We start from the raw sequence: 24,649 nt of genomic DNA on the forward strand, positions 1-24,649 counted from the left end.
GAGTTTATGCATTAGTCTTATGATTGTGAGGAGGGTACTGTGAAATCGGCTCAGGGATTAAATGGAATCTGGCTCAGTGGAGTGATGAGTGGAGTCGCCATTTTGATGGCAGCGCAGGCGGTGCAGGCATCAGCACAAGTAACGGATGTTCGTGTAAATTCTACCCCTATGGGAATGGACATTCTGTTGCAAATTAGCGGGAGCGAGCGGCCTCAGGTGTTCTCTGTGAATCGAGGCAATACCTGGACAGCCGATATTATCAACACACAACTGAAGTTACCTCAAGGAACCTTCAAGCAAGCCAATCCAGCTACTGGAATTGCCATGGTGACAGTTGCTCCCCTGGATGGTAAAAGTGTACGAGTCACTGTTACCGGGCACAAGTTTGCCCCTGTAGGTAAAATTAGTCGTTCCCAGGATGGCAAGCTAGTATTCAATCTCACTCAATCGGCATCTAGTTCTGCAAAAGCTACTTCTGCGGCTAATTCCTCTGCAGTGGCTCAGTCCGCTCGTGTTAATGTGTTACGCCGCGAAAGCCCCGCTTCATTACCGGCTTTGCCTCTATCTGTTGCCCAGACTGGAACAGTTCCCCAGGCTTCCCCTTCGATAACCCCAAGTTCAAAGCCTTCTCTCCCGCTGGTGAAGCCAGCGGCTCCCTCCCAGGTGGCTCAGGTGCCCAGCCCTCTGCCACCTTTTCAAGGAGCGACCCCTATGGTGCCCGCTCCGCAAGTGAGATATCAGCCGGATCCGAATACTCGTCCCATTCCTTCGCCCCCTCAGGCTCCCAACCCCTTGCCTCGAGCGATCGCACCCCCAGTTGGCGATATTGCCATGGGGCAGATTGACGCATCGCCGGGAGTGATTGACCTGGGCACAGCAGAGCGAATTCCCCGATTGGTTCTGCGGGATGCCTCCTCGCGGGAAGTCCTCTCCCTGCTGGCCCGGTCTGCCGGACTAAATATCGTCTTCACGGCGGATCAGGGAGGTCAGCAAGGGGGACAACAGCCAGGACAACCAGGACAACCAGGACAACCAGGAACACAGGACGGCCCCAAAGTCACTTTAGACATTGTGAATGAGCCAGTCCAGAACGTCTTTAACTATGTTCTGCAAGTCACCGGATTAGAGGCCAGCCGTCGCGGGAACACCATTTTCGTTGGTCCCCGGCTGCCTAATTCGGCCCGCAATTTGGTGGTCAGAAGCCTGCGCTTGAATCAAATTCCAGTTGCCAGTGCCTTAAATTTCCTGGTCGGTTTAGGAGCAGAAAGCTCAATTAGCCGGGAACGATTAGTCACCAGTGTGAATGCTGTACCCGTTACCCAGTTGCAGGGAGCAGCAGCTTCGGCGATTACGCAAACCCAAACGACAACAGAGACACGGGTGGAGACGCAGCGTGTGGACTTCAAAGACTCTACACCGTTGCTACGAGGGGTGCAGGTGGCTGGAGATGAGCGGACGAATACCATTACGATCATTGGCGAAGCCAGGAAAGTTGATGTGGCGATCGGCCAACTCACCCAACTGGATGTGCGTCGGCGTCAGGTGGCCGTCAACGTTCGTGTAATCGACATTGACCTACTGGCACTCAATCGGCTTGGGGTGAGTTTTTCCTTTGGAGTCGATAACACCCAGGTAATCAACCAAGGGGGGATCGGGATCGTTAATTTTGGTACCCGCATTCCTGCAGGGGCAGGGGTAACGGCTGACCTAACCAGGAGTACTGTTGGTACCACAGTACCTATTACCGGGCTTAGTCAATTTCCAACGGGAAGCTTCAACAACAATTTCTTCCTGCAACTGCAAGCGGCGGTCACGAATGGATCTGCCAAGATCCTGACCGATCCAACTCTGGTGGTACAAGAAGGTCAGAAAGCAGAAGTGCGGTTGACCCAGGAAGTAGTGACCAATATTGTGCAAAACGTTACAGGCGGAACCAACAATACGCCTGCTACGGTAACGATCACAGTACAGAAAGCGTCTGCTGGGTTAATTCTCCCAGTTCAGGTAGACCGGATTGATGACAATGGCTTTATTTCTCTGTCGGTCGCGCCTTCGCTGGCCCGTCCTGATAGGTCTTTCCAGATTAACTTGCCCGGAACTGGAGGTAGTCCTGGTAGCAGCAACCTGATCACCTTGCTGAATGAGCGACGGGTAGAATCGGGCCAGTTCCGCCTGAGAGATGGTCAAACTCTCGTGCTATCTGGAATCATTCAGGATGAAGACCGCTCCACCGTTACCAAAGTTCCGATTCTAGGAGACATTCCCCTACTGGGTGCGCTTTTCCGGCGTACCGATCGCGCCAATCAGCGTCGGGAAGTTATTGTGATCGTAACTCCCAGAGTGCTGGATGATTCCGATCGCAGTGCCTTTGGCTATAGCTATACTCCTGGTCCCGAAGTTCAGAAAGTTCTGAGCAAGTAAATCTCCGAAGATTTGACCTACGTCTCCGACTTCTCCAGTATCTTCCTAAGAGTTAGGGATTTTCTTGGGAAGTCGGAGATTTTGTCTGTAAGTCAGAGATTTTTGTGCGAATTGATACTGAGGGCAGACTGAGCCGCGATCGCAATTCGTTAAGGTGGTAAGACAGTACAGCGCGTCTAATCCTATGGGTCGAGTCTTCAGTATCCTGGTTGGCAGTATGTTTGCGGGAAGCCTTTTGGCGGCCTGTCAAACAACCAGCCCTTCTCAATCTCAACTTTTTCCCGCTCCTACTCCGGTGGCCACATCGGCTTCAGCAAAAGCTATTCAAACTCAGCCTCTTTCTCCTCAACCAATCCGCATTACTCCTGAGAGTCTACCCGCTCCTTACAGCAGTTCCAGCGCCAGCAAGTCCCCTCAGGTAATTCCGATTCCGGCGAATCCAGTACTGAATGCGCCTTCTGGCTTTGTGGTCAATATCTTCGCTGAAGGGTTGGAGCGTCCCCGTTGGCTGGCACTGACTCCCACCGGAGATGTACTAGTGACAGAGACCCCAAAAAATCAGATCCGGTTGCTACAGGATACTAATCGGGATGGAGTAGCGGAAGTACAAAAAATTTTTGCTGGCCCAGATAATGGGTTAAATCAACCTTTTGGGATGGCTTTTACCGATACAGCCTTCTTTTTAGGCAATACAGAAGCCGTGCGGCGTTTTCCCTATACAAAAGGCCAGGAGCAGCTTTCTGGGCAGGGAACTGAAATCACGACCTTACCGGGAGGCGGTTACAACCAACACTGGACAAGGAATGTCATTGTCTCACCGGATCAGCAAAAGCTGTATGTGCCGATCGGTTCCCAGTCCAATAACAGCGAAGAACCGTTGCCCCGTGCGTCAATTCAGGTGATGAATCTGGATGGCTCCGATCGCCAGACCTTTGCTTCTGGCCTACGAAACCCCGTAGGACTGGCATTTCATACCCAAACCAGAGGATTATATACCACCGTCAATGAGCGAGATGGCCTGGGAGATGATCTAGTACCAGACTATCTCACACAAGTACAGGCTGGAGAATTCTATGGGTGGCCCTATACCTACCTAAAACCCAATCTCCTAGATCCCAACCATACTCGGAATGGGCAGAGCACTCGCCCTGATCTCGCAGCCAAAACTAAAATCCCAGATGTCCTATTTCAAGCTCATTCTGCCGCTTTAGGACTGCAATTCTACACAGACACTACCTTTCCAGAGAAATACCGCAATGGCGCTTTTGTCGCTTTCCGGGGATCCTGGAATCGGAGTCAGGGAACAGGGTACAAAATTGTGTTTGTGCCATTCGGCCAAGATGGGCGACCGCAGGGCTATTACGAAGATTTTCTCACTGGATTTCTGACCGATCCCCAGGGGCCAACTACCTGGGGCAGACCTGTTGGCTTGCTGGTCTTACCCGATGGCAGTTTACTGGTGACGGAAGAAGCGAACGGTCGGATTTATCGCATTCAGTACCGGAGTTAGAAATGTAAAGATCTCTGACTTCTCCTGGGAGTAGCATAAACTGCGGAAGTCCCATTAAGAAGTCGGAGATCTAGAGAGTTTCAGCTTCAGCGTTAACGATCGGCTGAGGATGAAACCTCACTGCCAGGTTTTGCTTTACTCAGGGAGGAATCGCCTGTTTTCGCTTGCCGCTTTACTGGTTTAGGTTTAGGGCCAGAGGAGTACCTGGGAGAGTCGTATCGGGGAGCCACCTCGTCGGCATAATCCGCTGCATCCTGACTGGTACGCATCCAGGACGGACGGGTTTGATCGTAAGCCATCTGTAAGGCCGCTGCCGCGATTGCGTGGGGTTCATACTCCTCAGACAATTGGGCCACGATCGGCAGGAAAGAGGCCATCCGTTCTCCGGCCAGGGCTTCTTTCATCTGAGCCTGCAGTTTTTCTAACTGACGAGCTTCAATTTGGGCACGGGTGGGAATGGAGGCGATTTCCAGTCGCTGTCGTATGTGGTGCTCAATATCCCGCAGCTTACGGCGATCAAGGGGATGAATGATCGAAATTGCCGTTCCTTCTTTGCCTGCCCGCCCAGTCCGTCCAATTCGGTGCACATAGTTTTCTACACTATCGGGCAGGTCGTAGTTAATCACATGGGTCAGGTCGTCCACATGAATCCCCCGTGCAGCGATATCGGTGGCTACTACCCAACGCACCTGACGCTGACGTAAGCGCAGCAACAATCGTTCCCGCTGGGTCTGGCTGAGGTCGCCATGATACTCATCCACACTATGGCCAGCAGCTTGCAGTTGGCTGGTCAGTTCCGCCGCCGATTTCCGAGTCCGCACAAAGATCAGGGCTGAATCGGGATCTTCCAGTTCCAGAATCGGTAGCAGAGCACGGGCTTTCGTCCAGCCTCTGGGAACCATGTAAGCCACCTGATTGATGCGGATAGGGGCAGCTTTCGGTTGTTCGATCGTCACTGTTACGGGCGATCGCAGAAACTTAGTGACCAGCTTTCGGATTGAGGGATCCATCGTGGCCGAGAAGAAAGCGGTTTGCCGTTCCGTGGGAGCCTGACTCAGGATCTTTTCCACATCCTGAATAAAGCCCATGTTCAGCATCTCATCGGCTTCATCCAGTACCAGCCAATTGACCTGATTCAGTTTCAGGTCGCCCCGGCTGAGTAAGTCCAGAATCCGTCCGGGCGTTCCCACGACAATTTGAGCGCCTCGTTGCAGCCGACCAATTTGAGTTTCGATCGCCTGTCCACCATAAAGAGTGACGACTTTTAAGCGGCGATCGTCAATAAAGCTGCGAATGGCCTGACAAACTTGCAGAGCCAATTCTCGCGTAGGGGTCAGGATCAACGCTTGAACCGCATTTGACTTGATATCAATGCGTTCCAAAATCGGGAGCGAAAAAGCTGCGGTCTTACCTGTTCCAGTTTGGGCCTGACCGACCACATCTCGCCCAGACAGGAGGTGGGGAATGGCCTGGGCCTGAATCGGCGTTGGCACTGTAAAACCGAGTTCTTCCAGATGACGGGTACGGGTTTCAGAAAGGCCCAAGCTATGAAAAGAAAGGGTCATTGAATCTCCTTAAGGATAGGGATTATGTAGTTACACGATAAGAACGGGTCAGCGAAAACCCGACGGGGAACAGCGATGCCACGGGGATCGCTGGGTTGGTAGTCACCTCATAGCACAGTCAGGGGGTGAGCACAAAACAAATCTGCTGCAACAGCAACACGACCATAGAGGTCATACACATCGGCATCCTGAATCACAACCGGAACTAAAGTTCCAAGCTGCGCCTCTCCCGATACGTATACGAGTCCATCAACTTCTGGAGAAAACCGGGCCGAGCGGCCAATTAACTCGCCCGTGTCAGGGTTTTCTTGTTCAATCAGCACATTCACAACCCTGCCAATCTCTAAACGATTTTTCTGCAAAGAGATAGGTTGTTGAATCTGCATCAGTGCCTCTCGCCGGGACTCCATAACGGCTTGAGGCAATTGCTGGGGTAAGTCGTAGGCTGGAGTTCCCTCTTCTGGAGAAAAGGTAAATACGCCTACATGGTCAAACTCGTGACGCTGAACAAACTGCATCAAATGCTCGAAGTGCTCCTCCGTTTCACCAGGAAATCCAACGATGAAAGTGGTTCGCAGCACGGCATTGGGGATCGCAGCTTTGATGCGTTCAATAATCTGGTCATTTACCTGCCCCTGCCAGGGACGATTCATTGCCCGTAACACCTCTGGGTGAGAGTGCTGCAAGGGCAAATCGAGGTAGGGCAGGACATTAGGCACTTCTCGAATCGCAGCGATCACATCGGAAGTGAGGCCCGTGGGATAGGCATAATGCATCCGAATCCAGGGAATATCCACCTCACCAAGAGCACGCAGCAACTCGGCCAATTTTGGTTTCCCGTAAATATCCAGTCCGTAATTGGTCGTAATCTGGGAAATCAAGATCAGTTCCTGTACTCTTTCTGCGGCCAATTGTTGGGCTTCGGCAACGATCGACTCAATCGTACGAGATCGTTGATTTCCCCGCAGGTGAGGGATGATACAGAAGGCACAACGATAGTCACAGCCTTCAGCAATCCGCAGATAAGCAACACCTTCAGTGGTCGTGCGATAACGAGGAGTAGTTTCGTCAGCAATGTAAGTGGGTTCAGGAGAAACTTCCTTGACCCGTTCCCCAGACTCTGCTCGCTCAATCACCTCGACGATTTTGTGATAATCCCCAGTTCCAACCAGAGCAACCGCCTCAGGAATTTCTTCTAACAGTTCTTCCTGAAAGTGCTGGGCCATACACCCGGTAATCACAATTCGCTTGCGGGCTTCTGCCAGTTCTACCAGGGTACGCACTGATTCCTCACGGGCTGCCTGGATAAAGCTACAAGTATTGACAATGACGTAGTCTGCGAGATCTTCGTTTGTATCGACTGAGTATCCGGCTTGTACCAGTAGACCCAGCATATGTTCTGTATCAACCCGATTTTTCTCGCATCCCAGGTGTGAGACAGCAATTGTTGGCTTGTTGCCCATGCAGTAATAATTCAGTTAGTTATTAAGGACAGTCGTCAGCAAAGCTGTAGCGATCGCTCGTGCGACGGATCGGTCCCTCGCTTGAAACTCAGTAGCAGCAGTTGATTGCTACTGTCTAGTGCAATCGCCCAGACACATTCTGTAAACCATAGTAACGCAAAAAAGCAAATATTACGAATTTTTACGAAAATAATTGATGACTGCTGTAGTCGCTTGTTATCAAAGCCTGACTACGACAGTCATCAAAATACAAAGGTCTAATCTCACTTTGGATTCTGGATTTGCGATTTTGGACTGTAAAACATTTAGATGGCTAAAGGCGTTAGACAAGCCAAAATCCAAAATCGCAAATTAGATCAGGAAGCCCAACGTAGACTGAGATTGATTAACTTACGTTGAGGCTGGGGACGCAGACGAAACTCATGAGAGCGCTGGATAGCAGTATGTAAAGCGGCTTCAAACAATTCTGTCGTTTCTCCCCAAGTGTACTGCATCGCTGTTGCATGAGCTTCATCAGACATCGCTTGCCATTCTGCCTCTGAGGATTGGCACACTTTCACGATCGCGGCGGCCATCGCTTCAGGATCTTCTGGCGGAACCAACAGGCCACCTCCTTTCGCCAGCAGTTCGGGAGCAGCTCCGGCAGGGGTACCAATGACTGGAGTGCGGCAAGCCATTGCTTCTAAAATGGGCAGGCCAAATCCTTCAAACCGACTGCCAAACAACCAGGCATCACATTTGGCATAGAGATCCTTCACCATTTTCTGGGGTGGACATTGGACATATTCTGCGCCTGCTGGAAGGGGTAAATGAGCCAGAGGAGGACAATGACCAAAGGCCACTAATCGCAGTCCAGGAATCTTTTCTGCTGCTAAGGAAAATGCCTTTAAACTGATGTCACACCCTTTCCAATACGGCTCGGCATACATCATCCCGATCGTTGGAGTGGCTTGCTTGCCGCGAGGGATCGCATGGAATTGTTGAGTATCAATCCCATTGGGAACACAGGAAACATGGAAATCACCATATTCCTGAGCTGCAACATCTGCTAACCACTGAGCAATTACGATTTTGTGCATGGGCAAAGACCAAGTGCGCTTGACCCGCTCCTTGGGCAGGTAGTCGAAAATTTCATAATGCTGAATTAAGTAAGCCTTTGCACCCTTTGATTTTGAAAGTCTTGCCACCCATTCTGCCGTCTCCCACCATGTCGCAATTACCACATCCGCATCGGGCACATCAGCATCGGTAATGGGGCCAAAGCGATCGAGGGAACGACATTCAAACTCCACTCCATCAAAATGGGAGGGTTGCTTTGCAGGAGGAGAGATTAAGCCTTGACCTTTAAGTAAGCTCTTTGTCTGCCGCACCAGACTGGGTTTATTGATGGCCGCCGCAACGACAGTGACCTGATGGCCCCGCTGCTGCAAACGGTTTGCATACATAGCGATGATCCGCATTCCGCCAGACAAGTTGAATTCAGGTGTGACAAAGGTAATTCGCATATTGGAGAGTGCTGAGCAACATGGTTGTAGAATGCCCAGGAGCATTAAGCCGCCAATTATTTTTTTTAAGCGTATTTAAATTCAGTATTTTCTCAGGCCAACTTATTTTGAAAACTCGGTGCTGTCAGCATTTTCCACTGCCTTTTAATTAAAGATTGCATCAAGCACTTTGAAGAGTTGGCGCGATCCAAGGGGTAAAATTTACTTTGCCGTCAATAGAGAGACGCTAAGACGGTATGATCTGGAAGTATTGACCCTTGCTCAGATGAGTCCGAAGCAAAAGAAACGTGGACTTAATCCAGATTTTTAAAACTCCCAATCCGATCATTGGCGTTGTTCATCTTCTGCCGCTGCCCACGTCACCCCGGTGGGGAGGCAGCCTGAAAGCTGTGATTGATCGCGCCGAACAGGAAGCCGTAGCTCTTGCCTCCGGTGGTGTTGATGGCATTATCGTGGAAAATTTTTTTGACGCTCCCTTTACCAAGGATCACGTTGATCCCTCGGTAATCAGCGCCATGAGCTTGATTGTGCAGCGTCTGATGCAGATGGTGACGCTCCCGATCGGGATCAATGTGTTGCGGAATGATGCTCAGAGTGCGATGGCGATCGCCACCTGTACCCAGGCTCAATTTATCCGTGTCAACGTCCTGACGGGAGTCATGGCCACCGATCAGGGTTTGATTGAAGGCCGTGCCCATGAGTTGCTGCGCTATCGCCGGGAACTGGGTAGCGATGTCAAAATTCTGGCAGATGTGCTGGTGAAGCACGCCCGTCCCCTGAGTTCTCCCAATTTGACCGTGGCGGTTCAGGACACGATCGAACGGGGATTAGCCGATGCGATCATCCTTTCGGGATGGGCCACGGGCAGTCCACCGGATCTGGAAGACCTGGAGCTAGCCAAGGCGGCGGCCAACGACACGCCGGTTTTTATTGGCAGTGGGGCAGACTGGGAAAATATCTCTACCCTGATGCAGGCAGCAGATGGAGTAATTGCTTGCAGTTCTTTGAAACGGCGCGGTCGTCGAGATCAACCTGTCGATCCCATTCGGGTGAGTCGGTTTGTGGAGGCAGCCCGTCGGAGTGCAGCCGCTAAAGTAGAACTGCAATCGGTTTCTTCAGTCAAGCTGCACTCCTAATCAACGATTACAGCTAGACGTAAGAGGAGTGATGCAGTATGAACAGATGGTTTCAGCCCTTTGATCGGAGGACAACGGTGCTGGCCACGATCGCGCTCACGATCGTTGGAACCAGTTTTGTCATTCCCGTTGGCCATCCCCTGATCGCCCGGGCAGAGACGTTGCGATCAACCCCACCATCTTTGTCGATTGCCGATAATCGTTCCATTGCTGGCTTAGCTACCCATCTGAGGAAGATTGGGGCCAAGATGTATGGCGCTTATTGGTGTCCCCACTGTAGTCAACAAAAAGAATTGTTTGGTGCCGCCTTTCGCAGTATTGACTATGTGGAATGCGATCCTGGTGGAGCGAACGCCAGACCTGACCTCTGTAAAAGCGCTAAAATTACGGGCTACCCGACCTGGGAGATCAAGGGCAAGCTCTATCCAGGAACCCAGTCTTTAGAAGACCTGGCGAAATTATCTGGCTATTCAGGCTCCAGCAATTTCTAGCAGAGATGAGGCAGAATGGAGCATGATCCTTCGATTGCAGAAAACCCCTTAAACCGTAGGGATGGTTTATGTCTAAAAGTCTTGCCAGTCGCCGCCGTAATACTCCCTGGATCCATCGCTGGTCCCGCCCGCTGATTGGCGCGATCGCCGCTCTGGGAATTCTCAACACTGGCTATATCACCCTCAGCAAATTAACCAGAACCACCGCGATCTGTCCCACTGAGGGTTGCGAGCGAGTGTTAGAAAGTGATTACGCCACCGTTTTTGGGCTACCGCTTTCCTTATTCGGTTTGCTGGCCTATATTGCGATGGCAGCCCTGGCTCTCGGCCCACTTCTGGTCAACAAGGAAAGCAATAAAGCCCTGCGCACGAATTTAGAGAACAAGACCTGGCCTTTGCTTTTCATCGGGGCCACAGCGATGACCGTGTTCAGTGGCTATCTGATGTACATCATGACCTCCCAGTTTGTGACCAAGTTCGGCATGGACGGGGTATGTTTCTTCTGTATTGCCTCCGCCGTGTTTGCCTTCAGTATGCTGGTGCTAACCTTGCTGGGCCGGGATTGGGATGATTTGGGGCAAGTAGCTTTTATCGGGGTGATCACGCTGATGGTGACGCTGATTGGGACTCTGGCCATCTATGCTCCCATCAACGCTAAACTCACTCCCCAACCTACTGCATCTGGTAGCCCGGCTCAGGGAATTGAGTATCCGATCACCACTACGTCTTCAAAAGCTGAGATTGAGTTAGCCAAGCACTTGAAGCAGATTGGAGCTAAAATGTACGGGGCTTACTGGTGCCCTCACTGCCACGATGAGAAGGAAGCCTTTGGTAAGGAAGCGGCGGCAATTATTAACTATGTTGAGTGTGACCCCAGTGGGGTCAATCCTCAGACAGAACTTTGTCAGCAGGTTCTGGAAAAGGCTAAGAAGCAGAATCAGACAGATACGGTTGGCTTCCCCACCTGGGAAATCAATGGCAAGTTTTATATTGGTACCCAAACTCTGACTGACCTTGCCAATAATTCAGGCTATCAGGGACCCCGAAACTTTAAGAATGGTTCGTGATCAGCGGGTAGGACACCTGAAGGTCAGAATTAGACTGGCCGAACTGATCGAGAAGGTCAAGCATTTCGCGTTCAAAAGCGACCTGAGCACGATTCGTTTTGCCGCCGACAAAGCACTGACCATTCGTTTGCAGTGCCCAGATTTGGGAATGGGAGACATAACTCATGATTACCCCCAGCATCAGTAGGGCAAACCCAGCATAAACGATCGGAATCCCAGGATCCGCCTTAATCTGTAATCCCGTACTGCCAATCAGGTCAAGCACTTTCAGCGTGACTCCATTCACCTCAGTGGCCATCCCCGATCGCACTGTAGCAACCAATTTGCCTGACGCATCATAAATAATCACAGTTCCCTGCAAGTCTTTAGCAATCAGGGAAACACCTTCGCTTAAGTCCGGTTTAGTGGGTATCCAAGTGCCCCAGAGCCGTCCTTTACCGCCTGTATCCAATTGGGCCATTGGCAATTGAAAAATGGGGCTGTTGTTCAGACGCACCCGCACACCCGCGATCGCCCAATCCGCCTGATACAGGGTCACACCTCGATAGCGCAGTGGCTCATTCACATGGATCGTCTTCCGCTTCACCTCCTTGCCAGCTTGATCAAGAACGGACATATCCGAGTAGAATTGATCGATCGTGCCATCCGGAGTGTAATCAATCCAGAAGCGGTTAACTTTGACTGACCAATCCTTGGGTACCTGCCGTTCTGCGAAAGGGCCAGCATCGGTAATATTGCGAATCTGGAAGGTAGCACCACTGGGGATCATCTCCTGGGCGATGAAGCCGGTCATGGCCCCCCAGATCCCTCCCAGCAGAATGACCAAAATTCCGACATGCACTACGATCGGCCCCACTCGCCCGACAATTCCTTTGTGGGCATACAGAGAATTATCCTGACGAAACACCTTGTATCGCCGCTGTTCCAATAAAGGAACCAGATCGTCCACGGAGCCTTGATTGAACTCAGCACTGAGGGCAAACTTCTGGAACTGGCGTGGCTGAGTATAGAAATTCCAGGTGCGGGAAAACCAGCGCAGAGCCGGAAGCTGCCGTTTGAAGGTGCAGGCCGTGAGACTGGAACCAAACAGGATCAGCAAGGCCAGAAACCACCAGGTGCGATAGACATGATCCAACCCGGTCTGCAGGATCACTTTCCAGGTCAAAAAGCCAAACAGGGCTGGTTGTTCTGGATAGTTGGCCTGATAAAACGCGGCAGATTGTCCCTGTTCAATGACGGTTCCGGTGATGCTGAAGAGGGCGATGAGCAGCAGCAGGACGATCGCCAATCGCAGATCGGCCAGAAAGGGGATCAGTTCGCGCTTAAAAAAAACTTGGGGAACGGTAAAGACGGAGGTAAGGTAAGAGGAAAAATTTTTGGCATTCATGTAATTTCAGGCCGCTCAAAAACTTGTGACTCTGGACAGCAAGGAAAACAGGCCAAAGCCAATCAACAAGACGCCACTGGCAGGTGTAATCCAACCCGACCAGCGGCGTAATTCCAGCAACTTTTTGACTAAAGCGGTAAAGGTGCCTGCTAGTACCAGAGGAGCTACATAGCCAACGGTGTAAGCCAGCAGCATGACACTACCCAGAATCGGATCTTTCGTGCTGGAAATCCAGGCCAGCAGGGTGGCTAACACGGGAGTACTGCAGGGAGAGGCCACAACGCCGAAGGTTAAGCCAATCAGATAAGCCTTGACACCGGCTGGCAGTTCTTGGGAAATCCAATCGATCCCCCCCGTAGACGGCAAGCGCAAAGGCAAAGCTTCCAGCAAGTTGAGGCCCATGAGAATCGCAATCACACTGACGATGATGGGAAGGCCAAACCCAATCTGGCCATAAATTTGCCCCAGTACTCCTGCCACAAGCCCCAAGGCTGCCAGAGTGGTCGCTAATCCCAAGGCAAACCAGGTGGATTGGGCTGCGGCTTGCCAGCGAGTTTGGGTTTCATAACCGCCCATATACCCGATCGTGATTGGCAGCATGGAGAGCATACAGGGAGTCAAACTGGTCAACAATCCCGCCAGCGCAATAATACCTACACTGACAGGCGTGAGATGGGTTAGCTGGTTAGAAACCAGGGTATTGGCAAAGTGAGCCAGTTGATAGAGTTGGGTTTGCAGTGTGTCAAGCATGGAAGTTGGGAATCGCGATCGCCAGGAGCCATATCTATCCTAACGATAGGAGTCACCCTAGCGGCTGAAGTCGCGGCTATACGGAAAAAACCTGAAGACGCAGGTTACTGAAAACCTTGATTTTATTGAGTCTGTATCGGCAGACTGGGTGAGTGTAGTCGCGGTTTTAACCGCCGGATACTTAATTCCTATCTAATATATCTTCACTCCTGGACTTAATTTTTAACACTAAGTGGCCCGACGAGTGATGCGTTGATTGGTTGAGGCAGTTGCTTGACGGCGATCGTCCAGGCTCACCACCTTGGCTTCGCTACTTTCCCGCGCCACCCGAATCAGCAGACCAGCGGCAATCAAGCTGGAGATCATGGAACTGCCCCCATAACTCAAGAGGGGAAATGGTAGGCCAGTTGTGGGCAATACTCCCGTGGCCACCCCAATGTTGAGCAGGGATTGACCAATCAGAAGCACCATAATGCCGATCGCCACCAGCCGGTGAACCGGATAACGGGCCTTCAAAACTACCTTAAGGGCCAGCGTTGCATAAACCACCAGCATCAGGAGCAACAACAGGCAACCGACAAACCCAAATTCCTCAGCAAAGACAGCAAAGATAAAGTCGGTGTACTGAATTGGCAAATAGAAGAGCTTTTGCTGAGACAGCCCAAATCCACTTCCGAACCAACCTCCAGACCCCACTGCCAGTATACTTTGAATGAGTTGATAGCCATTCCCAGTCGGATCTGACCAGGGATTCAAAAAGGACAGAATCCGCTTTAGCTGGTAGGAACGCAGACTCACACTCAGGGTCACGACCACCAGCCCTGCCAGAGCCGTTCCGCCCAACTGGGTATAAGGTAAACCTCCTCCCAGAGCAATCAGCCATAGAATCATGCCACAGAGCGCGGCTGTACTCAGGTTGGGTTGAATCAAGATTCCGCCTACTACCAGAGCGAAGATACCTAACCAAATCAGGCGAATTACCCAGGTGAGGCGGTTCCACTGAGCAAAGATACGAGCACTTTGCAAAACGAGAAACGGTTTAATCAATTCGGAGGGCTGTAACGGAATCGGCCCAATGTATAACCAGCGGGTGGCACCATTCACCTGAATGCCAATCCCCGGAATCAGCGTCACCAGAATCATTCCTAGAATCAGCAGCAACCCCCAATCGGCAACTCCCAGAATAAAACGGATGGGAGTATGCACCATCAGATTAAACCCCACCAGACCGACCAGAATCCAGGCAATCTGAAGTTTGAAGTAATACAGTCCATCTCCATGCTCCGCATCGGCGATCGCATAGGAAGCTGAAAATACCATCGCCAGACCGATGAACAGCCAAACGAAGGTCATCCAGCGCAAGAGGCGGGCTTCGATCGCCCAATCTTGAGCAGTAGTATCAAAGAAGGGGATGAGTTGGCGTAGGTTCACAGCGATGGTACAAGAGCGAGACAGAGCAGATTTAGCCAGAAGGAACAGAGTTTTCCCTCATTAAGCCCCTCAGTCTACGGCAGCTTCTCGCATCCGGCAAGCCCTGAAAGCACTTTTTTCTGCCTTCTCAAACTTGAGCTAAAGCAGGCTCTCCAACATGCTTGTCATGCAAATCGCTGATCACTTTTTGGATCAAAGTTCTCAAACTTGAGCTAAAGCAGGCTCTCCAGCATGAGCAAACGTTTCCGGGATCTGAGGTTCAACGCAGTAAACTTCACAAGAGTTATTCGGACTTTCGATCAACTTCACCTTATGTAACTGCGCTCCGATTTCCCGAATGGGGGCTTGCAGCAGGTCACGAATATGCACGGCGATATTCTCGGCAGTAGGAACCACTTCAGCAAAGTAAGGAACGTCCTTATTTAAGAACTTATGGTCAAACGGCTCCACAACGTAATCATCAACCGCTTTTTGGAAAGCCACCAGATCGGCAATCATGCCAGTTCGGGGGTCGATATTGCCCTTGATGGTGACTTCTAGATGATAATTGTGGCCGTGTCCATTGGGACGAGCACACTTGCCATAAATCTCACAATTTTGCTCATAGCTGAGGTCAGGACGGGCAAGGCGGTGAGCCGCACTGAAATGGGTACTGATCGTTAAGTAAGCTTCCATAGAATTTCCGTAGTAATCGGCCCAGAGGTCAGGGTGTTCAAAGAGTTGAATACGAACCAGTGGCAGGTGAGGGGCCAGCCGCTGCCAGATGACCCGTGCAACATTTTCCGTAGTCGGTAAAGTGTGCTGAAATTCTTCCCAAACCTGATTCAGGTAAGAAAAGTCAAGCTGGCTGGTAACTTCCCGCTTGATGATGTGTTTCACATCCGACAGGTTCAGCACCATGCCATACTCATCCAACTCACCGACCATTGATACATACAGAACATAGTTATGGCCGTGGCCAGGAAAATGGGTACAGGCACCAAATCGCGCCCTGTTTTCGGCATTGCTCAGTTCAGGTAGCCAGTAGCGATGACTGGCAAAGAACTGAGCACGGCGATTGATGATGCATTTCATAGGGAAGGTGAGGTTGAAGTGTAAAGTTCTGCTAAGAGTACCAGTCTTAGCATAAACCATTCAGGCAACTCGAGGCGATCGCAAAATTCCCAAGCCATTGACGGGTATGCCCCAGGTTTTTAGTATTAGATTATGTTTAACAAGTGTTAAGAAAAGTTTCGTGTTGTACTTGCCCGTCTGTTAGTCCTTCTCGCTGATTCAGCCCGCTTATGTTGAACCCTGAACTTGCCACAAAACTGCGATCGTCCTCCTGGCTTTCTCAGAAATGGGTGATCTATTCCCTGGCCTGCCTGCTGGCTGTATGCACCTGGGTTTACTCTGGAGCCATTTCAGGAGCTTCAACCGCCTATGCTTTTGATAATCCCGACCTGTTGCCAGCAGAAAAAACCACGGTCATCGATCTGGCCAAGTTTTTGAGCAGTGATCAAGAGACAGCTCTGGCCAAAGATCTGGAAGAATTTGAACAGCAGACGGGCTGGAAGTTGCGCGTGTTGACGCAGTTTGATCGCACTCCAGGATTGGCCGTAAAGGACTACTGGGGACTCGATAATCACAGCGCCCTGCTGGTAGCCGACCCTCGCGGCGGCAACATTCTCAACTTCAGCGTGGGTGATGATTTCTATCCCCTCATGCCACGGGTGTTCTGGATTGAATTGCAAACTCGCTATGGCAATCAGTTCTATGTCCGAGATCACGGCGAAGACCAGGCGATTATCCGGGCGATCGAGTCCATTAAAACCTGCATCCGTCAGGGAGGCTGCAGAGTGGTTCCCGGTTTGCCCAGAGAACAGTGGATTCTAACGCTGGTCACGTCGATCGCAGGGGGCATTGTTTTTGGTTTTGCAGGGCATCCCCGCAAAGAAGGTCAGGTGTTTTCCTGGCAATGGGCACTGATCTTCTCTCCCCTGTGGGCCATGTTGTTTATTGCCTTTGGCATTGGGCCAGTGATTTCTCGCACGTCCGATTGGCTGCCTTTGTTCCGTAATTTTGCAGGGTTCGCGATCGGGGCATTAGTTGCTTATTTATCTCCGACCTTCAATCGGTCTGCACCGTCTGAGACATGATTGCTGAGGATAAGGGCTGAAGGTCGCAGGTAAGTTTTGAGTTTTAAGGTCTAAGTTTTAAGTTCTTAAGTAGATGGACGGAATTTAGAGTTAGGATGCCTTAGTGCTAGCGTAACGCATCAATCTTTGAAGCCGTATGGAATGGCATGTGACCGATGCCCAAAGCCTCGCCATCATTGACCGTGAAATTGGCGACCACTCCTTCTCTCCCGCCGAGTATGAAATTGTTCGGCGAGTCATTTATGCGACTGCAGACTTTGAATATAAGTCGTTAATTCGCTTTTCTGACCTGGCGCTACAGTCGGGAGCCGCGGCTCTGGCCGCTCGTACCACGATCGTCGTGGATGTCCCAATGGTGCAGGTGGGGATTGCGCCTCATATTCAAAGTACGTTTGCGAACCCGGTGTACTGCAGCATGGAGGCAATTACCCGTCCGCAAAAAGAGAAAAGCCGGGCAGCCTGGGGAATGGAAACCCTGGCTCGGCGGTATCCAGAGGGAATCTTTGTGGTGGGGGAAGATCAGACAGCTTTAACCACGATCGCAGAGCTAATTAGAACCGAGGAAATTCGTCCGGCCCTGGTAATTGGGACTCCTTCAGGCTTTGTGGGAGTGGAGGCAGCAAAAGAGCAGTTGGCCGAATCCCTAATTCCCCATATTCGGGTCGAGGGGCGTAAAGGGAGTGCGGTAGTGGCAGCAGCGATCGTCAATGGGTTAATTGACCTGGCCTGGCAGGCGTATGGTCAGAACCAACATGGCATTGGTTAACCCTGTAGAAATATTCCAGCGAAATGTCTCTACCAATCGGTTTTGGGGCGACGACGGGATGGCCGGCTGGGACGATCGCGGTCTTGATCAAACGGCTCTTCATCCTGGTCATACTCCCAGTCTGATCTGCCTGGGTTAACGAACTCGCGTGAGCGGCTATCATCTCGTCTAGTCAGGAAAGAACTGGAACTGGAAGGTTTAGATGCGGCTGAGGTTCTGGGAGTTCGCTTCTGGGCTGGTCGTGCTGTTCTGGGAAGCGGTTCATCCACTGGTTGATAGGTATCCAGGCGACGGCTGATCTCCACAAACGCCTCTCGTTGCACGGCAGGATAGTCACTCACCCAAAGATTGTGATCGGGCAAGTAAATATCTGAAGTGCGGGCAATGCGGCCCAGATCTCCCCGATTCGAGAACACCAGCATTTCGGCATGATCGCCGATGTCGATCGCTCGATGACTCCGTTTCAACGGTACACGCAGTTCTGTAGAAAAACCACTTTCATCTCCTACGACCAAGTTCAGACAGCGTTCTCGGTTCTCTACCACCACCAGATCGCCCCGTTTGTTGACAGTTTCTTCTGTCCCAACTAATTCTTCTGAGATGAAGACATCCAGCACCTTACCTTGCCAGAAGCCACAATAGCCATATTTACGATATTCCCGGTTCCGCAGGCTGGCCCATAACACAGGCCCCCAGAGCCAGTACAGTCCTACCGTAATCCCAATTGTCAGGAGAATCTCATCAAATCCTTCCTGGAGAATTAGCAGCCGCACCAATAGCACAGCAAACATTCCGACTACTGAGATTAGTACGCGGCTGAGTAAATCTGGCAGCTTTCCCCAACAATAGGCATATTGCGCTCCTGTAGCTACTGCTGGAACGAGTTGTTCAAATGCTTTGCGAGTCAGAGGAGTTAACATACTGTTCAGCCTAGCACTGCCTGACGGTTTCTGTCTGATGTCGTACAGGACAAAAACGTCCTTTGGTACTCTAAAAACGGAGAATTTTTTTGAAAAAAATCACATTACGAGTAATTTCGGATTGATCTATCGCGAAAATAAAGCAAAATTAATGTACATCTGAGGAACGCACTCGGAAGAGCTAAACAACTAGGGGGCAACTATGTTGGTTTAGTTTTTTCGTATAGGAAAGCGTCCTTACAAGTAGACTGCCTGACCCTGGGGGCTTTAAAGGGTCAGGCAATTTTTTTGCAAATTTTTGGATGGTGGATAGGATTCCGTAGAGACGTTCCAGCGGAACGTCTCTACAAGATTTTCTCCAACCCATAAACCAGTGTTTTCAACTGGCGGACTTTGCGAATGGCCAGGAGGACACCAGGCATGTAGCAGGCCCGATCGCTAGTGTCATGGCGCAAGGTGTAGATCTGCCCTGCTGCACCAAATATCACCTCCTGATGGGCAATTAAGCCAGGGAGCCGAACGCTATGAATCCGAATGCCATCTCCAACTGTACTTCCCCTGGCACCAGGAATTTTTTCTGTTTCTTCGACAATTTTGGGATTGAACGTTTTTCCCATCTCAGCCAGCATTTGTGCTGTTTGAATCGCAGTACCACTGGGAGCATCCGCTTTCTGGTTGTGGTGGAGTTCGATGATTTCCACATGGTCGAAATATTGAGATGCCTGGATGGCAGCCTGCTGGAGGAGCACCATACCGATCGAAAAGTTAGGAATCAACAGACAGCCCGTACTGGCTTTATCGGCAAAGTCTGCTAAATCCTGAATCTGCTCTGGGCTAAGTCCTGTCGTTCCGACCACGGGCCGCACCCCGTAGGCGATCGCAGAGCGGATATTGTCATAGACCGAATCTGGATGGGTAAAGTCCACCATCACCCCTGCTTCCTTTTCCTGGGATACAAGCGCCAGCATGGGTTGAAAATCGTTGGTAATTGGAACTTCTAAGGGGCCACATCCAGCCAACTCACCAGCATCCTGGCCGAGGTACTCTGGGTTACGGTCTACGGCTCCCATCAGAGTCATATCTTCAGCTTGAGCGACGGCCTTGATCACCTCCCGCCCCATTTTGCCTGCTGCACCGTTCACCAACACCGGGATAGAGCCTGCCATAGTTTGCTACCAAAGTAATTGTTTAGAATCTGACCTTTGGTATTCTACGGGAAATAAACCCTGCCCAAGTAAAGCCATTCTGGCGGAACATTTCTCCGAAATAGGTCGCACGAAACAGGTCACGTCAGTGGTAGCCAGATTTCAAATACGGTGCCAGTCTGACCATCCAGTTCAGGGATGGAAGGAAGCGAATGACTGACTTGAGACGGTTGCCCTAAGGTCAGACCCCGTGATCGCACGCGAAACTGCCCCCCGTGCTTGGCCGTTATGATTTGATAACTGACTGCCAGACTGGTTTCTTTTTCGGCGCGTCGTTTGACCGAAAAAGATTCTTCCAGTTCTTGCTGAGTTTCGGTAGATAAGCCAGGGCCATTGTCGGCAATGCAAATGGCCACCCAGCGGCGATCCTGATCTGAACTGGACTCTAGAGAACAAACGCGACTGATAATGGCGATCGCAGGTTTGCAGGCTGGTGTAGATTTTCCTGCCTGGTTACGATTCACCTTCAGTTCCAGATCCAGTTGCTGGCTGACGGCTTGATTGAGCAAAGTATCTAAGGAACGGCTAAGAATGTTCATGAATACCTGATTCAGTTGACCAGGGTAGCAGGGGACGGGAGGCAAATGACCGTAGTGTTTAATAATCTGGATTTCGCTTTTTAATCGGCTTTTAAGGAGCAGCAGAATGCTATCGATTAACTCATGCAGATCGGTAGGTTTGGGATACACCTCATCAATGTGGCAAAAGTTTTGCAGACTGGTCGCCAGTTTGGAAAGGCGCTCTGCCCCCGTCTTGACACTCGCGATCGCTTGGGGCAAATCTTGCTGGAGATAATCCAGTTCTAATTCGGCTCGCAGTTCAGCTAACTCAGTGGGCAGATCCGGGACGGCACGATCGTAGGCGGCTAATAGCTCCAGTAATCTTTGACTATAGGTGGCAATGTGGCTCAAGTTACCCCAGATGAAACTGACTGGCTCCAAAATTTCATGGGCGACTCCATCCACCAATCGGCCCAGATTCGCCATTTTGTCGCTCTGAATCAGTTGGGCCTGGGTGCGTTCATACCGCACCTGAGTTTCAATGCCGCGAATTTGCCAGTGGGCAATGTTGAGTTCGTGAACATCCAGTAAGCAGTAGGACTGATTGACCTGGACGACAATCGGCTCCCCCAGCAAATCGGGCGATCGCCGCAGGGCTTGTTGGGCGGCGGCTAAAATCGGCGTTTCGCCTGGTAGTAACAACCATTGGCAGCGGGCGTAGCTGTGTAGTATTCGCAGGGGTTGTGTCAGAAACAGGTCGAATCCCTGGGGACGAATCAGATATTCCAGAAAGCGGTGCCGGGAGAGTAAACCGACGACCGTTCCGCGATCGATCAGCAAGGCACCAGGTAACAGAGGCCATTGCTCAAACACCTGAGCGAGTTGGGATCCCAGATTATCCAGTTCAATCGCAAAGGAGTAAAGTGGCAAATCCTGAAGCACAGACTCCAGATGGAGAGCTTCATTACTCCCTTCAGCTAAAACTGGATCTGGAGACAACTGGCAAGATTGAGTGAACACGCGCATACCAGCTCTGAATCGTATTTGGTCAGTAGGGATATAAACCTTGTCCAAGTTCAGAACCGTAGTTTCTCTGATCGGAAAATGACCGTTCTCTAGCTAGACTCGGTTTAAAATCCTGTGCGTTTTGAAAATCTTAAGTTGCACGGCAGGAATTATAATATTATCCCTTATTCAGACTGCCCAAAAAATATTTATCTTGTGCCTCGTGCCATCCTAATGAGCCACATTGCGGAGTACTTCTGCCAGTTCCTGAGCACTACTAAAGCGCTCTTCAGGTTGGGGATTGGCCAGCTTGCGAAGAATAGGAACAAGAGTTGAGGGCAGGCCAGGAATATATTCTGGATAGAAGCGATATCCTTGTTCTCGCTGGGCGTAGAAGTTAGCTGGCTCCTTGCCCGTCAGCAAGTAAACCAGGGTAGGCGCGATCGCATACAGATCTGTGGCGGGACAGACCTGGCCTTGCTTTTGTTCAGGAGCCATATAGCCAGCGGAATTGTAATGCAGACTGGCCTCTAAACTGCGATAGGGGGTAAGACCAACCAGAGTAATGGCGGCAGATGCAGCATGAGAACGCCGAATCACATGGGTCGGTTGAATGGTCTGATGAATGATTGGCACGGGTTGGTGATGCAGATAATTCAAGGCATCACAGATTTGGAGGACAATGGCGATCGCCTCGTTAATGTCCAGTGGCCCCTGCTCTAAAACAAACTGATGCAGGGTTTTGCCGTAAACGGGCTGCATCACCAGATAGGGCTGCTCTTTCAGGACAAACCGATCGACAAAATGGGGTAAAGCTGGATGGTTAATCGACATCAGATGTTCTGCTTCCTGGGCAAATAATTCTGCGACTTCTGAATGCCCAACCCAGTCAGAACTAACTGTGATCAGAAGCAAGGTTTGTCCATCTCGCCATGCCAGTTGGATCAGGTCAACGTCTCGCTCTTCCAGTGTTTTAAGAACTTGATAATCTCCAATGGTTGCAATGACCTGTAAAGGCTTGCCACAGGTCAAACAAAAGAGATAGTCAGAGCCAACATATTGCTGGCAACAATCCGATAGACTGATGGCGTTATTAGCCGCAGTCACCGCGCTCTGTGATGATGCAACCTCAGGAGAGTCGGAGTCAGTAGGGTGTTGGGTTTTGTCAGGCTCATCCGCTACGGCCTGCGTGGGAGGTTGAGCCAGATCAAGATGAAGCGCAGCATTCCCATCTGAGACGGCACCAGGGACATCAGAGCGAGCCGCTTTTACCTGACCCACTGTTTTTTCGCCTAATAACCCACGCACTGCTTCAGATTCTGGAATTCCCAGGTGAATTTGAATATTGGGGCCAGAGCGTGCCAGTCGGATAATTACCCCATCCTGAACCGGGACTTGAGTAATGCGTCGGCCCTCCAGATAAGTACCGTTCGCTCCTAGGTTCACAATTTCCCAGCCCCGATCGACCTTGCGGATTTCCACATGATGTCTGGAAACCACAGCGCTATAAAGAATGACGTGATTATTGGTCGATCGCCCAATCCGAATGACAGGCTCCTGTTCAAACGTCCAGCTTTGAACAGGAATTGACTGCATGGGATGCAAGAGGGTTAGAGTAATCACACTGACAACGTGTAGCCCAACTCTGAGATGGAAACTAGATTTTTACGATGACGAGCCGGAAGACTGTTGAGAAGGACACAAGCTTCTCGGATCATGTCTTAACCTAAGCTAACATTTGTCTGTTCTAAGAAAGCTGAAACAGAAAGGAGACTTTATCTCCCTTCCCTAACGCAATGCGATCGCCCGGTCTAAGCCGATGGCGATTGCCGATCGACAACGGTAGGTTATTAATATAGGTACCATTAGAACTGCCTACATCCTCAATATAGTAAGCATCTCCCTCAATCCGAATATCGGCATGGATGCGCGAAACAATCTCCGAGTTAGGAAATCCTGACACATCCAGGTCAGGTGGAATGCGATCGTTGGGTTTACCAATGTGAATCACCGATAATCCTTGAGGCAACTCCACGATCGTATTGGTTTGAACATGCAGCAGCCGAACCGTTTGCTGTTGCAGTTGAGTTCTCAGGCCAGCCGTCCCCGAAGCCGACGTTGAGGCTGGTGCAGGAGGAGTGGCCGCTACCACAGGCTTAGCTGCAGGCGTAGATTCTTCAAGATCGGGATAGGATAGGATGGGATGGGATGGAACAGTCGCTTTGGGGTCAAAGGCTACAGGTTCTGGGGCAACCAGAGGTTCGGGAGGCACGAGTTCTGGAATATCAACTGCAACAGGGGGAATTCCAGATTCTGCGGGAGTAGCCGCCGCCGGAGTACTAGCCAGCGATCGCAGATCAAACCCACATTGACCACAAAAGCTAGCATCTGCCTGAACCGTTGCTCCACAATTGGGACAGGCCATTGTTGCAGGCAGAGGGGTATAACAGGCCTCACACTGAACCGCACCATCAGGGTTTTGATGATTGCAATTAGGGCAGACAATCATAGACTCATTCCATCACTCAGCACCATCATAGGTGAATCTTTAACCTGCAACTGTGTCCAGTTTGAAGTTGTTTATCCTTTGTCTTTTGCGAAGGACGAATGACCAATGACCAGTACCATCCCCCTACCCCTGTATCCCTTCTCCTGCAGCCTGATCCAACAGCCACCAAAGCTCTCCCTGCGGCTGGATTAAGCGTGAGGGATACTGACTGTTGTCTGCAACATCGGCAAACACTTGAGCAAGGGCGGGACGCTTACTGGCTCCAGCCACCACAAAGATGACCGTCCGAGCTTGATTGATCAGAGGAGCCGTAAATGTCAGCCGGGGTTGGCCGTCTTTATTGCCCACGGTAATCAGGCGATCGCGCACCTGTAAAGCATCGGTATGAGGGAATAGAGAAGCCGTGTGGCCATCATCTCCCATGCCCAGAAGAATAATATCCAGAGTCGGAAATTCACCCGGTTGAAGCTGGAAGAATGCCTGTAAATCGACTTCATACTGGTTGGCATCCTGGGCGGGATCGCCTGAACCGGTTGGCATGGGGTGAATATTGCTAGGCGGCATCGGAACTTGATCCAACCAGGCTTGTCGCGCCATCCTCTCGTTGCTGTCGGGATGGGTGGGGGGAACGTAGCGTTCATCTCCCCAAAACACATGAATTTTGTCCCAGGGCAGATTTTGTTGAGCAATTTTTTCGTATAGGGGTTTGGGAGTACTGCCTCCCGATAACGCGATCGTGCAGAGTCCCCGCTGAGTGATCGCTGCCTGCATTTTGGTAAGCACCAATTCCAGCGATCGTTGGATTAAGGCTTCTTTGTCCGGTAATACTTCAACAACTTTGTTCATGCAGTTGAATGATGGAAGGACTAGGGACATTAGA

The 24,649-nt window shown here is 50.9% G+C and carries 20 protein-coding genes; 7 read left to right on the forward strand and 13 right to left on the reverse strand.

What is annotated here, in order from left to right; all coding sequences use genetic code 11:
* Positions 1–39: 39 nt before the first annotated feature.
* Positions 40–2,421, forward strand: a complete 2,382-nt coding sequence (locus ACUVQO_RS01215; protein ID WP_445924072.1) for an AMIN domain-containing protein — start codon at positions 40–42, stop codon at positions 2,419–2,421.
* A 184-nt stretch (positions 2,422–2,605) separates the two neighbouring features.
* Positions 2,606–3,931 carry a PQQ-dependent sugar dehydrogenase gene (locus ACUVQO_RS01220; protein ID WP_445924073.1) on the forward strand — a complete coding sequence of 442 codons (1,326 nt, stop codon included), beginning with the start codon at positions 2,606–2,608 and terminating at the stop codon, positions 3,929–3,931.
* 92 nt (positions 3,932–4,023) lie between these two features.
* Here the strand turns inward: ACUVQO_RS01220 and ACUVQO_RS01225 are convergent, their stop codons facing one another.
* From ACUVQO_RS01225 to ACUVQO_RS01235, 3 genes are all read right to left on the reverse strand, one after another.
* The gene (locus ACUVQO_RS01225) at positions 4,024–5,496 is read right to left on the reverse strand and encodes a DEAD/DEAH box helicase (protein ID WP_445924074.1); all 1,473 of its coding nucleotides are present in this window, start codon (positions 5,494–5,496) and stop codon (positions 4,024–4,026) included.
* Positions 5,497–5,603: 107 nt separating this feature from the next.
* A complete protein-coding gene (gene rimO / locus ACUVQO_RS01230) occupies positions 5,604–6,959 on the reverse strand; it encodes a 30S ribosomal protein S12 methylthiotransferase RimO (protein ID WP_445924075.1) in 1,356 nt (451 codons plus the stop codon).
* A 356-nt stretch (positions 6,960–7,315) separates the two neighbouring features.
* Positions 7,316–8,464 carry a glycosyltransferase family 4 protein gene (locus tag ACUVQO_RS01235; RefSeq protein WP_445924076.1) on the reverse strand — a complete coding sequence of 383 codons (1,149 nt, stop codon included), beginning with the start codon at positions 8,462–8,464 and terminating at the stop codon, positions 7,316–7,318.
* 287 nt (positions 8,465–8,751) lie between these two features.
* Here ACUVQO_RS01235 and btpA point away from each other — a divergent pair, with 287 nt between their 5' ends.
* The 3 genes from btpA (at position 8,752) to ACUVQO_RS01250 (ending at position 11,158) form a co-directional block, all read left to right on the forward strand.
* A complete protein-coding gene (gene btpA / locus ACUVQO_RS01240) occupies positions 8,752–9,600 on the forward strand; it encodes a photosystem I biogenesis protein BtpA (RefSeq protein ID WP_445924077.1) in 849 nt (282 codons plus the stop codon).
* Positions 9,601–9,638: 38 nt separating this feature from the next.
* Positions 9,639–10,091, forward strand: a complete 453-nt coding sequence (locus ACUVQO_RS01245) for a glutaredoxin family protein (RefSeq protein ID WP_445924078.1) — start codon at positions 9,639–9,641, stop codon at positions 10,089–10,091.
* A gap of 68 nt (positions 10,092–10,159) precedes the next feature.
* Positions 10,160–11,158, forward strand: a complete 999-nt coding sequence (locus tag ACUVQO_RS01250; protein WP_445924079.1) for a vitamin K epoxide reductase family protein — start codon at positions 10,160–10,162, stop codon at positions 11,156–11,158.
* On the opposite strand, the gene ACUVQO_RS01255 is transcribed toward ACUVQO_RS01250, so the two are convergent.
* The 4 genes from ACUVQO_RS01255 to ACUVQO_RS01270 form a co-directional block, all read right to left on the reverse strand.
* Positions 11,142–12,545: a cytochrome c biogenesis protein gene (locus tag ACUVQO_RS01255; RefSeq protein WP_445924080.1), complete on the reverse strand. Its 1,404-nt coding sequence runs from the start codon at positions 12,543–12,545 to the stop codon at positions 11,142–11,144. The genes ACUVQO_RS01250 and ACUVQO_RS01255 overlap by 17 nt on opposite strands.
* A 15-nt stretch (positions 12,546–12,560) precedes the next feature.
* Complete coding sequence (locus ACUVQO_RS01260; protein WP_445924081.1) at positions 12,561–13,295, reverse strand: cytochrome c biogenesis protein CcdA; 735 nt, start codon at positions 13,293–13,295, stop codon at positions 12,561–12,563.
* Between the two features lie 228 nt (positions 13,296–13,523).
* Positions 13,524–14,726, reverse strand: coding sequence for an FtsW/RodA/SpoVE family cell cycle protein (locus ACUVQO_RS01265; protein ID WP_445924082.1), 1,203 nt, complete (start codon positions 14,724–14,726; stop codon positions 13,524–13,526).
* Between the two features lie 201 nt (positions 14,727–14,927).
* Entirely contained in the window at positions 14,928–15,800 is an 873-nt protein-coding gene (locus ACUVQO_RS01270; protein ID WP_445924083.1) for a 6-carboxytetrahydropterin synthase, read from the reverse strand.
* A gap of 209 nt (positions 15,801–16,009) precedes the next feature.
* Between ACUVQO_RS01270 and ACUVQO_RS01275 the strand changes: the two genes are divergently transcribed.
* Positions 16,010–16,864 carry a TPM domain-containing protein gene (locus tag ACUVQO_RS01275; protein ID WP_445924084.1) on the forward strand — a complete coding sequence of 285 codons (855 nt, stop codon included), beginning with the start codon at positions 16,010–16,012 and terminating at the stop codon, positions 16,862–16,864.
* Positions 16,865–17,000: 136 nt separating this feature from the next.
* Positions 17,001–17,630 carry a precorrin-8X methylmutase gene (locus ACUVQO_RS01280; RefSeq protein ID WP_445924085.1) on the forward strand — a complete coding sequence of 210 codons (630 nt, stop codon included), beginning with the start codon at positions 17,001–17,003 and terminating at the stop codon, positions 17,628–17,630.
* 29 nt (positions 17,631–17,659) lie between these two features.
* Here ACUVQO_RS01280 and ACUVQO_RS01285 read toward each other — a convergent pair whose 3' ends face one another.
* The 6 genes from ACUVQO_RS01285 to pgl form a co-directional block, all read right to left on the reverse strand.
* Positions 17,660–18,550, reverse strand: coding sequence for a phosphate ABC transporter permease (locus ACUVQO_RS01285; protein ID WP_445924086.1), 891 nt, complete (start codon positions 18,548–18,550; stop codon positions 17,660–17,662).
* 344 nt (positions 18,551–18,894) lie between these two features.
* Complete coding sequence (dapB, locus tag ACUVQO_RS01290) at positions 18,895–19,716, reverse strand: 4-hydroxy-tetrahydrodipicolinate reductase (protein ID WP_445924087.1); 822 nt, start codon at positions 19,714–19,716, stop codon at positions 18,895–18,897.
* A gap of 119 nt (positions 19,717–19,835) precedes the next feature.
* Positions 19,836–21,281: a sensor histidine kinase gene (locus tag ACUVQO_RS01295; protein ID WP_445924088.1), complete on the reverse strand. Its 1,446-nt coding sequence runs from the start codon at positions 21,279–21,281 to the stop codon at positions 19,836–19,838.
* 210 nt (positions 21,282–21,491) lie between these two features.
* Positions 21,492–22,856, reverse strand: a complete 1,365-nt coding sequence (locus tag ACUVQO_RS01300; RefSeq protein WP_445924089.1) for a protein kinase domain-containing protein — start codon at positions 22,854–22,856, stop codon at positions 21,492–21,494.
* A gap of 151 nt (positions 22,857–23,007) precedes the next feature.
* Positions 23,008–23,769, reverse strand: coding sequence for an FHA domain-containing protein (locus tag ACUVQO_RS01305; RefSeq protein ID WP_445924090.1), 762 nt, complete (start codon positions 23,767–23,769; stop codon positions 23,008–23,010).
* Positions 23,770–23,892: 123 nt separating this feature from the next.
* Entirely contained in the window at positions 23,893–24,615 is a 723-nt protein-coding gene (gene pgl / locus ACUVQO_RS01310) for a 6-phosphogluconolactonase (RefSeq protein WP_445924091.1), read from the reverse strand.
* Between the last annotated feature and the right edge of the window lie 34 nt (positions 24,616–24,649).

Source organism: Leptodesmis sp. (genome assembly GCF_052746595.1).

Bases quoted from the DNA above. Each gene is read 5' to 3' on its own strand.
- ACUVQO_RS01305 (WP_445924090.1), bottom strand. From the start codon at position 23,769: ATGATTGTCTGCCCTAATTGCAATCATCAAAACCCTGATGGTGCGGTT.
- ACUVQO_RS01255 (WP_445924080.1), bottom strand. From the start codon at position 12,545: ATGAATGCCAAAAATTTTTCCTCTTACCTTACCTCCGTCTTTACCGTT.
- ACUVQO_RS01280 (WP_445924085.1), top strand. From the start codon at position 17,001: ATGGAATGGCATGTGACCGATGCCCAAAGCCTCGCCATCATTGACCGT.
- pgl (WP_445924091.1), bottom strand. From the start codon at position 24,615: ATGAACAAAGTTGTTGAAGTATTACCGGACAAAGAAGCCTTAATCCAA.
- ACUVQO_RS01295 (WP_445924088.1), bottom strand. From the start codon at position 21,281: ATGCGCGTGTTCACTCAATCTTGCCAGTTGTCTCCAGATCCAGTTTTA.
- ACUVQO_RS01275 (WP_445924084.1), top strand. From the start codon at position 16,010: ATGTTGAACCCTGAACTTGCCACAAAACTGCGATCGTCCTCCTGGCTT.
- ACUVQO_RS01225 (WP_445924074.1), bottom strand. From the start codon at position 5,496: ATGACCCTTTCTTTTCATAGCTTGGGCCTTTCTGAAACCCGTACCCGT.
- rimO (WP_445924075.1), bottom strand. From the start codon at position 6,959: ATGGGCAACAAGCCAACAATTGCTGTCTCACACCTGGGATGCGAGAAA.
- ACUVQO_RS01250 (WP_445924079.1), top strand. From the start codon at position 10,160: ATGTCTAAAAGTCTTGCCAGTCGCCGCCGTAATACTCCCTGGATCCAT.
- ACUVQO_RS01300 (WP_445924089.1), bottom strand. From the start codon at position 22,856: ATGCAGTCAATTCCTGTTCAAAGCTGGACGTTTGAACAGGAGCCTGTC.
- ACUVQO_RS01220 (WP_445924073.1), top strand. From the start codon at position 2,606: ATGGGTCGAGTCTTCAGTATCCTGGTTGGCAGTATGTTTGCGGGAAGC.
- dapB (WP_445924087.1), bottom strand. From the start codon at position 19,716: ATGGCAGGCTCTATCCCGGTGTTGGTGAACGGTGCAGCAGGCAAAATG.
- ACUVQO_RS01235 (WP_445924076.1), bottom strand. From the start codon at position 8,464: ATGCGAATTACCTTTGTCACACCTGAATTCAACTTGTCTGGCGGAATG.
- ACUVQO_RS01270 (WP_445924083.1), bottom strand. From the start codon at position 15,800: ATGAAATGCATCATCAATCGCCGTGCTCAGTTCTTTGCCAGTCATCGC.
- ACUVQO_RS01245 (WP_445924078.1), top strand. From the start codon at position 9,639: ATGAACAGATGGTTTCAGCCCTTTGATCGGAGGACAACGGTGCTGGCC.
- ACUVQO_RS01260 (WP_445924081.1), bottom strand. From the start codon at position 13,295: ATGCTTGACACACTGCAAACCCAACTCTATCAACTGGCTCACTTTGCC.
- ACUVQO_RS01285 (WP_445924086.1), bottom strand. From the start codon at position 18,550: ATGTTAACTCCTCTGACTCGCAAAGCATTTGAACAACTCGTTCCAGCA.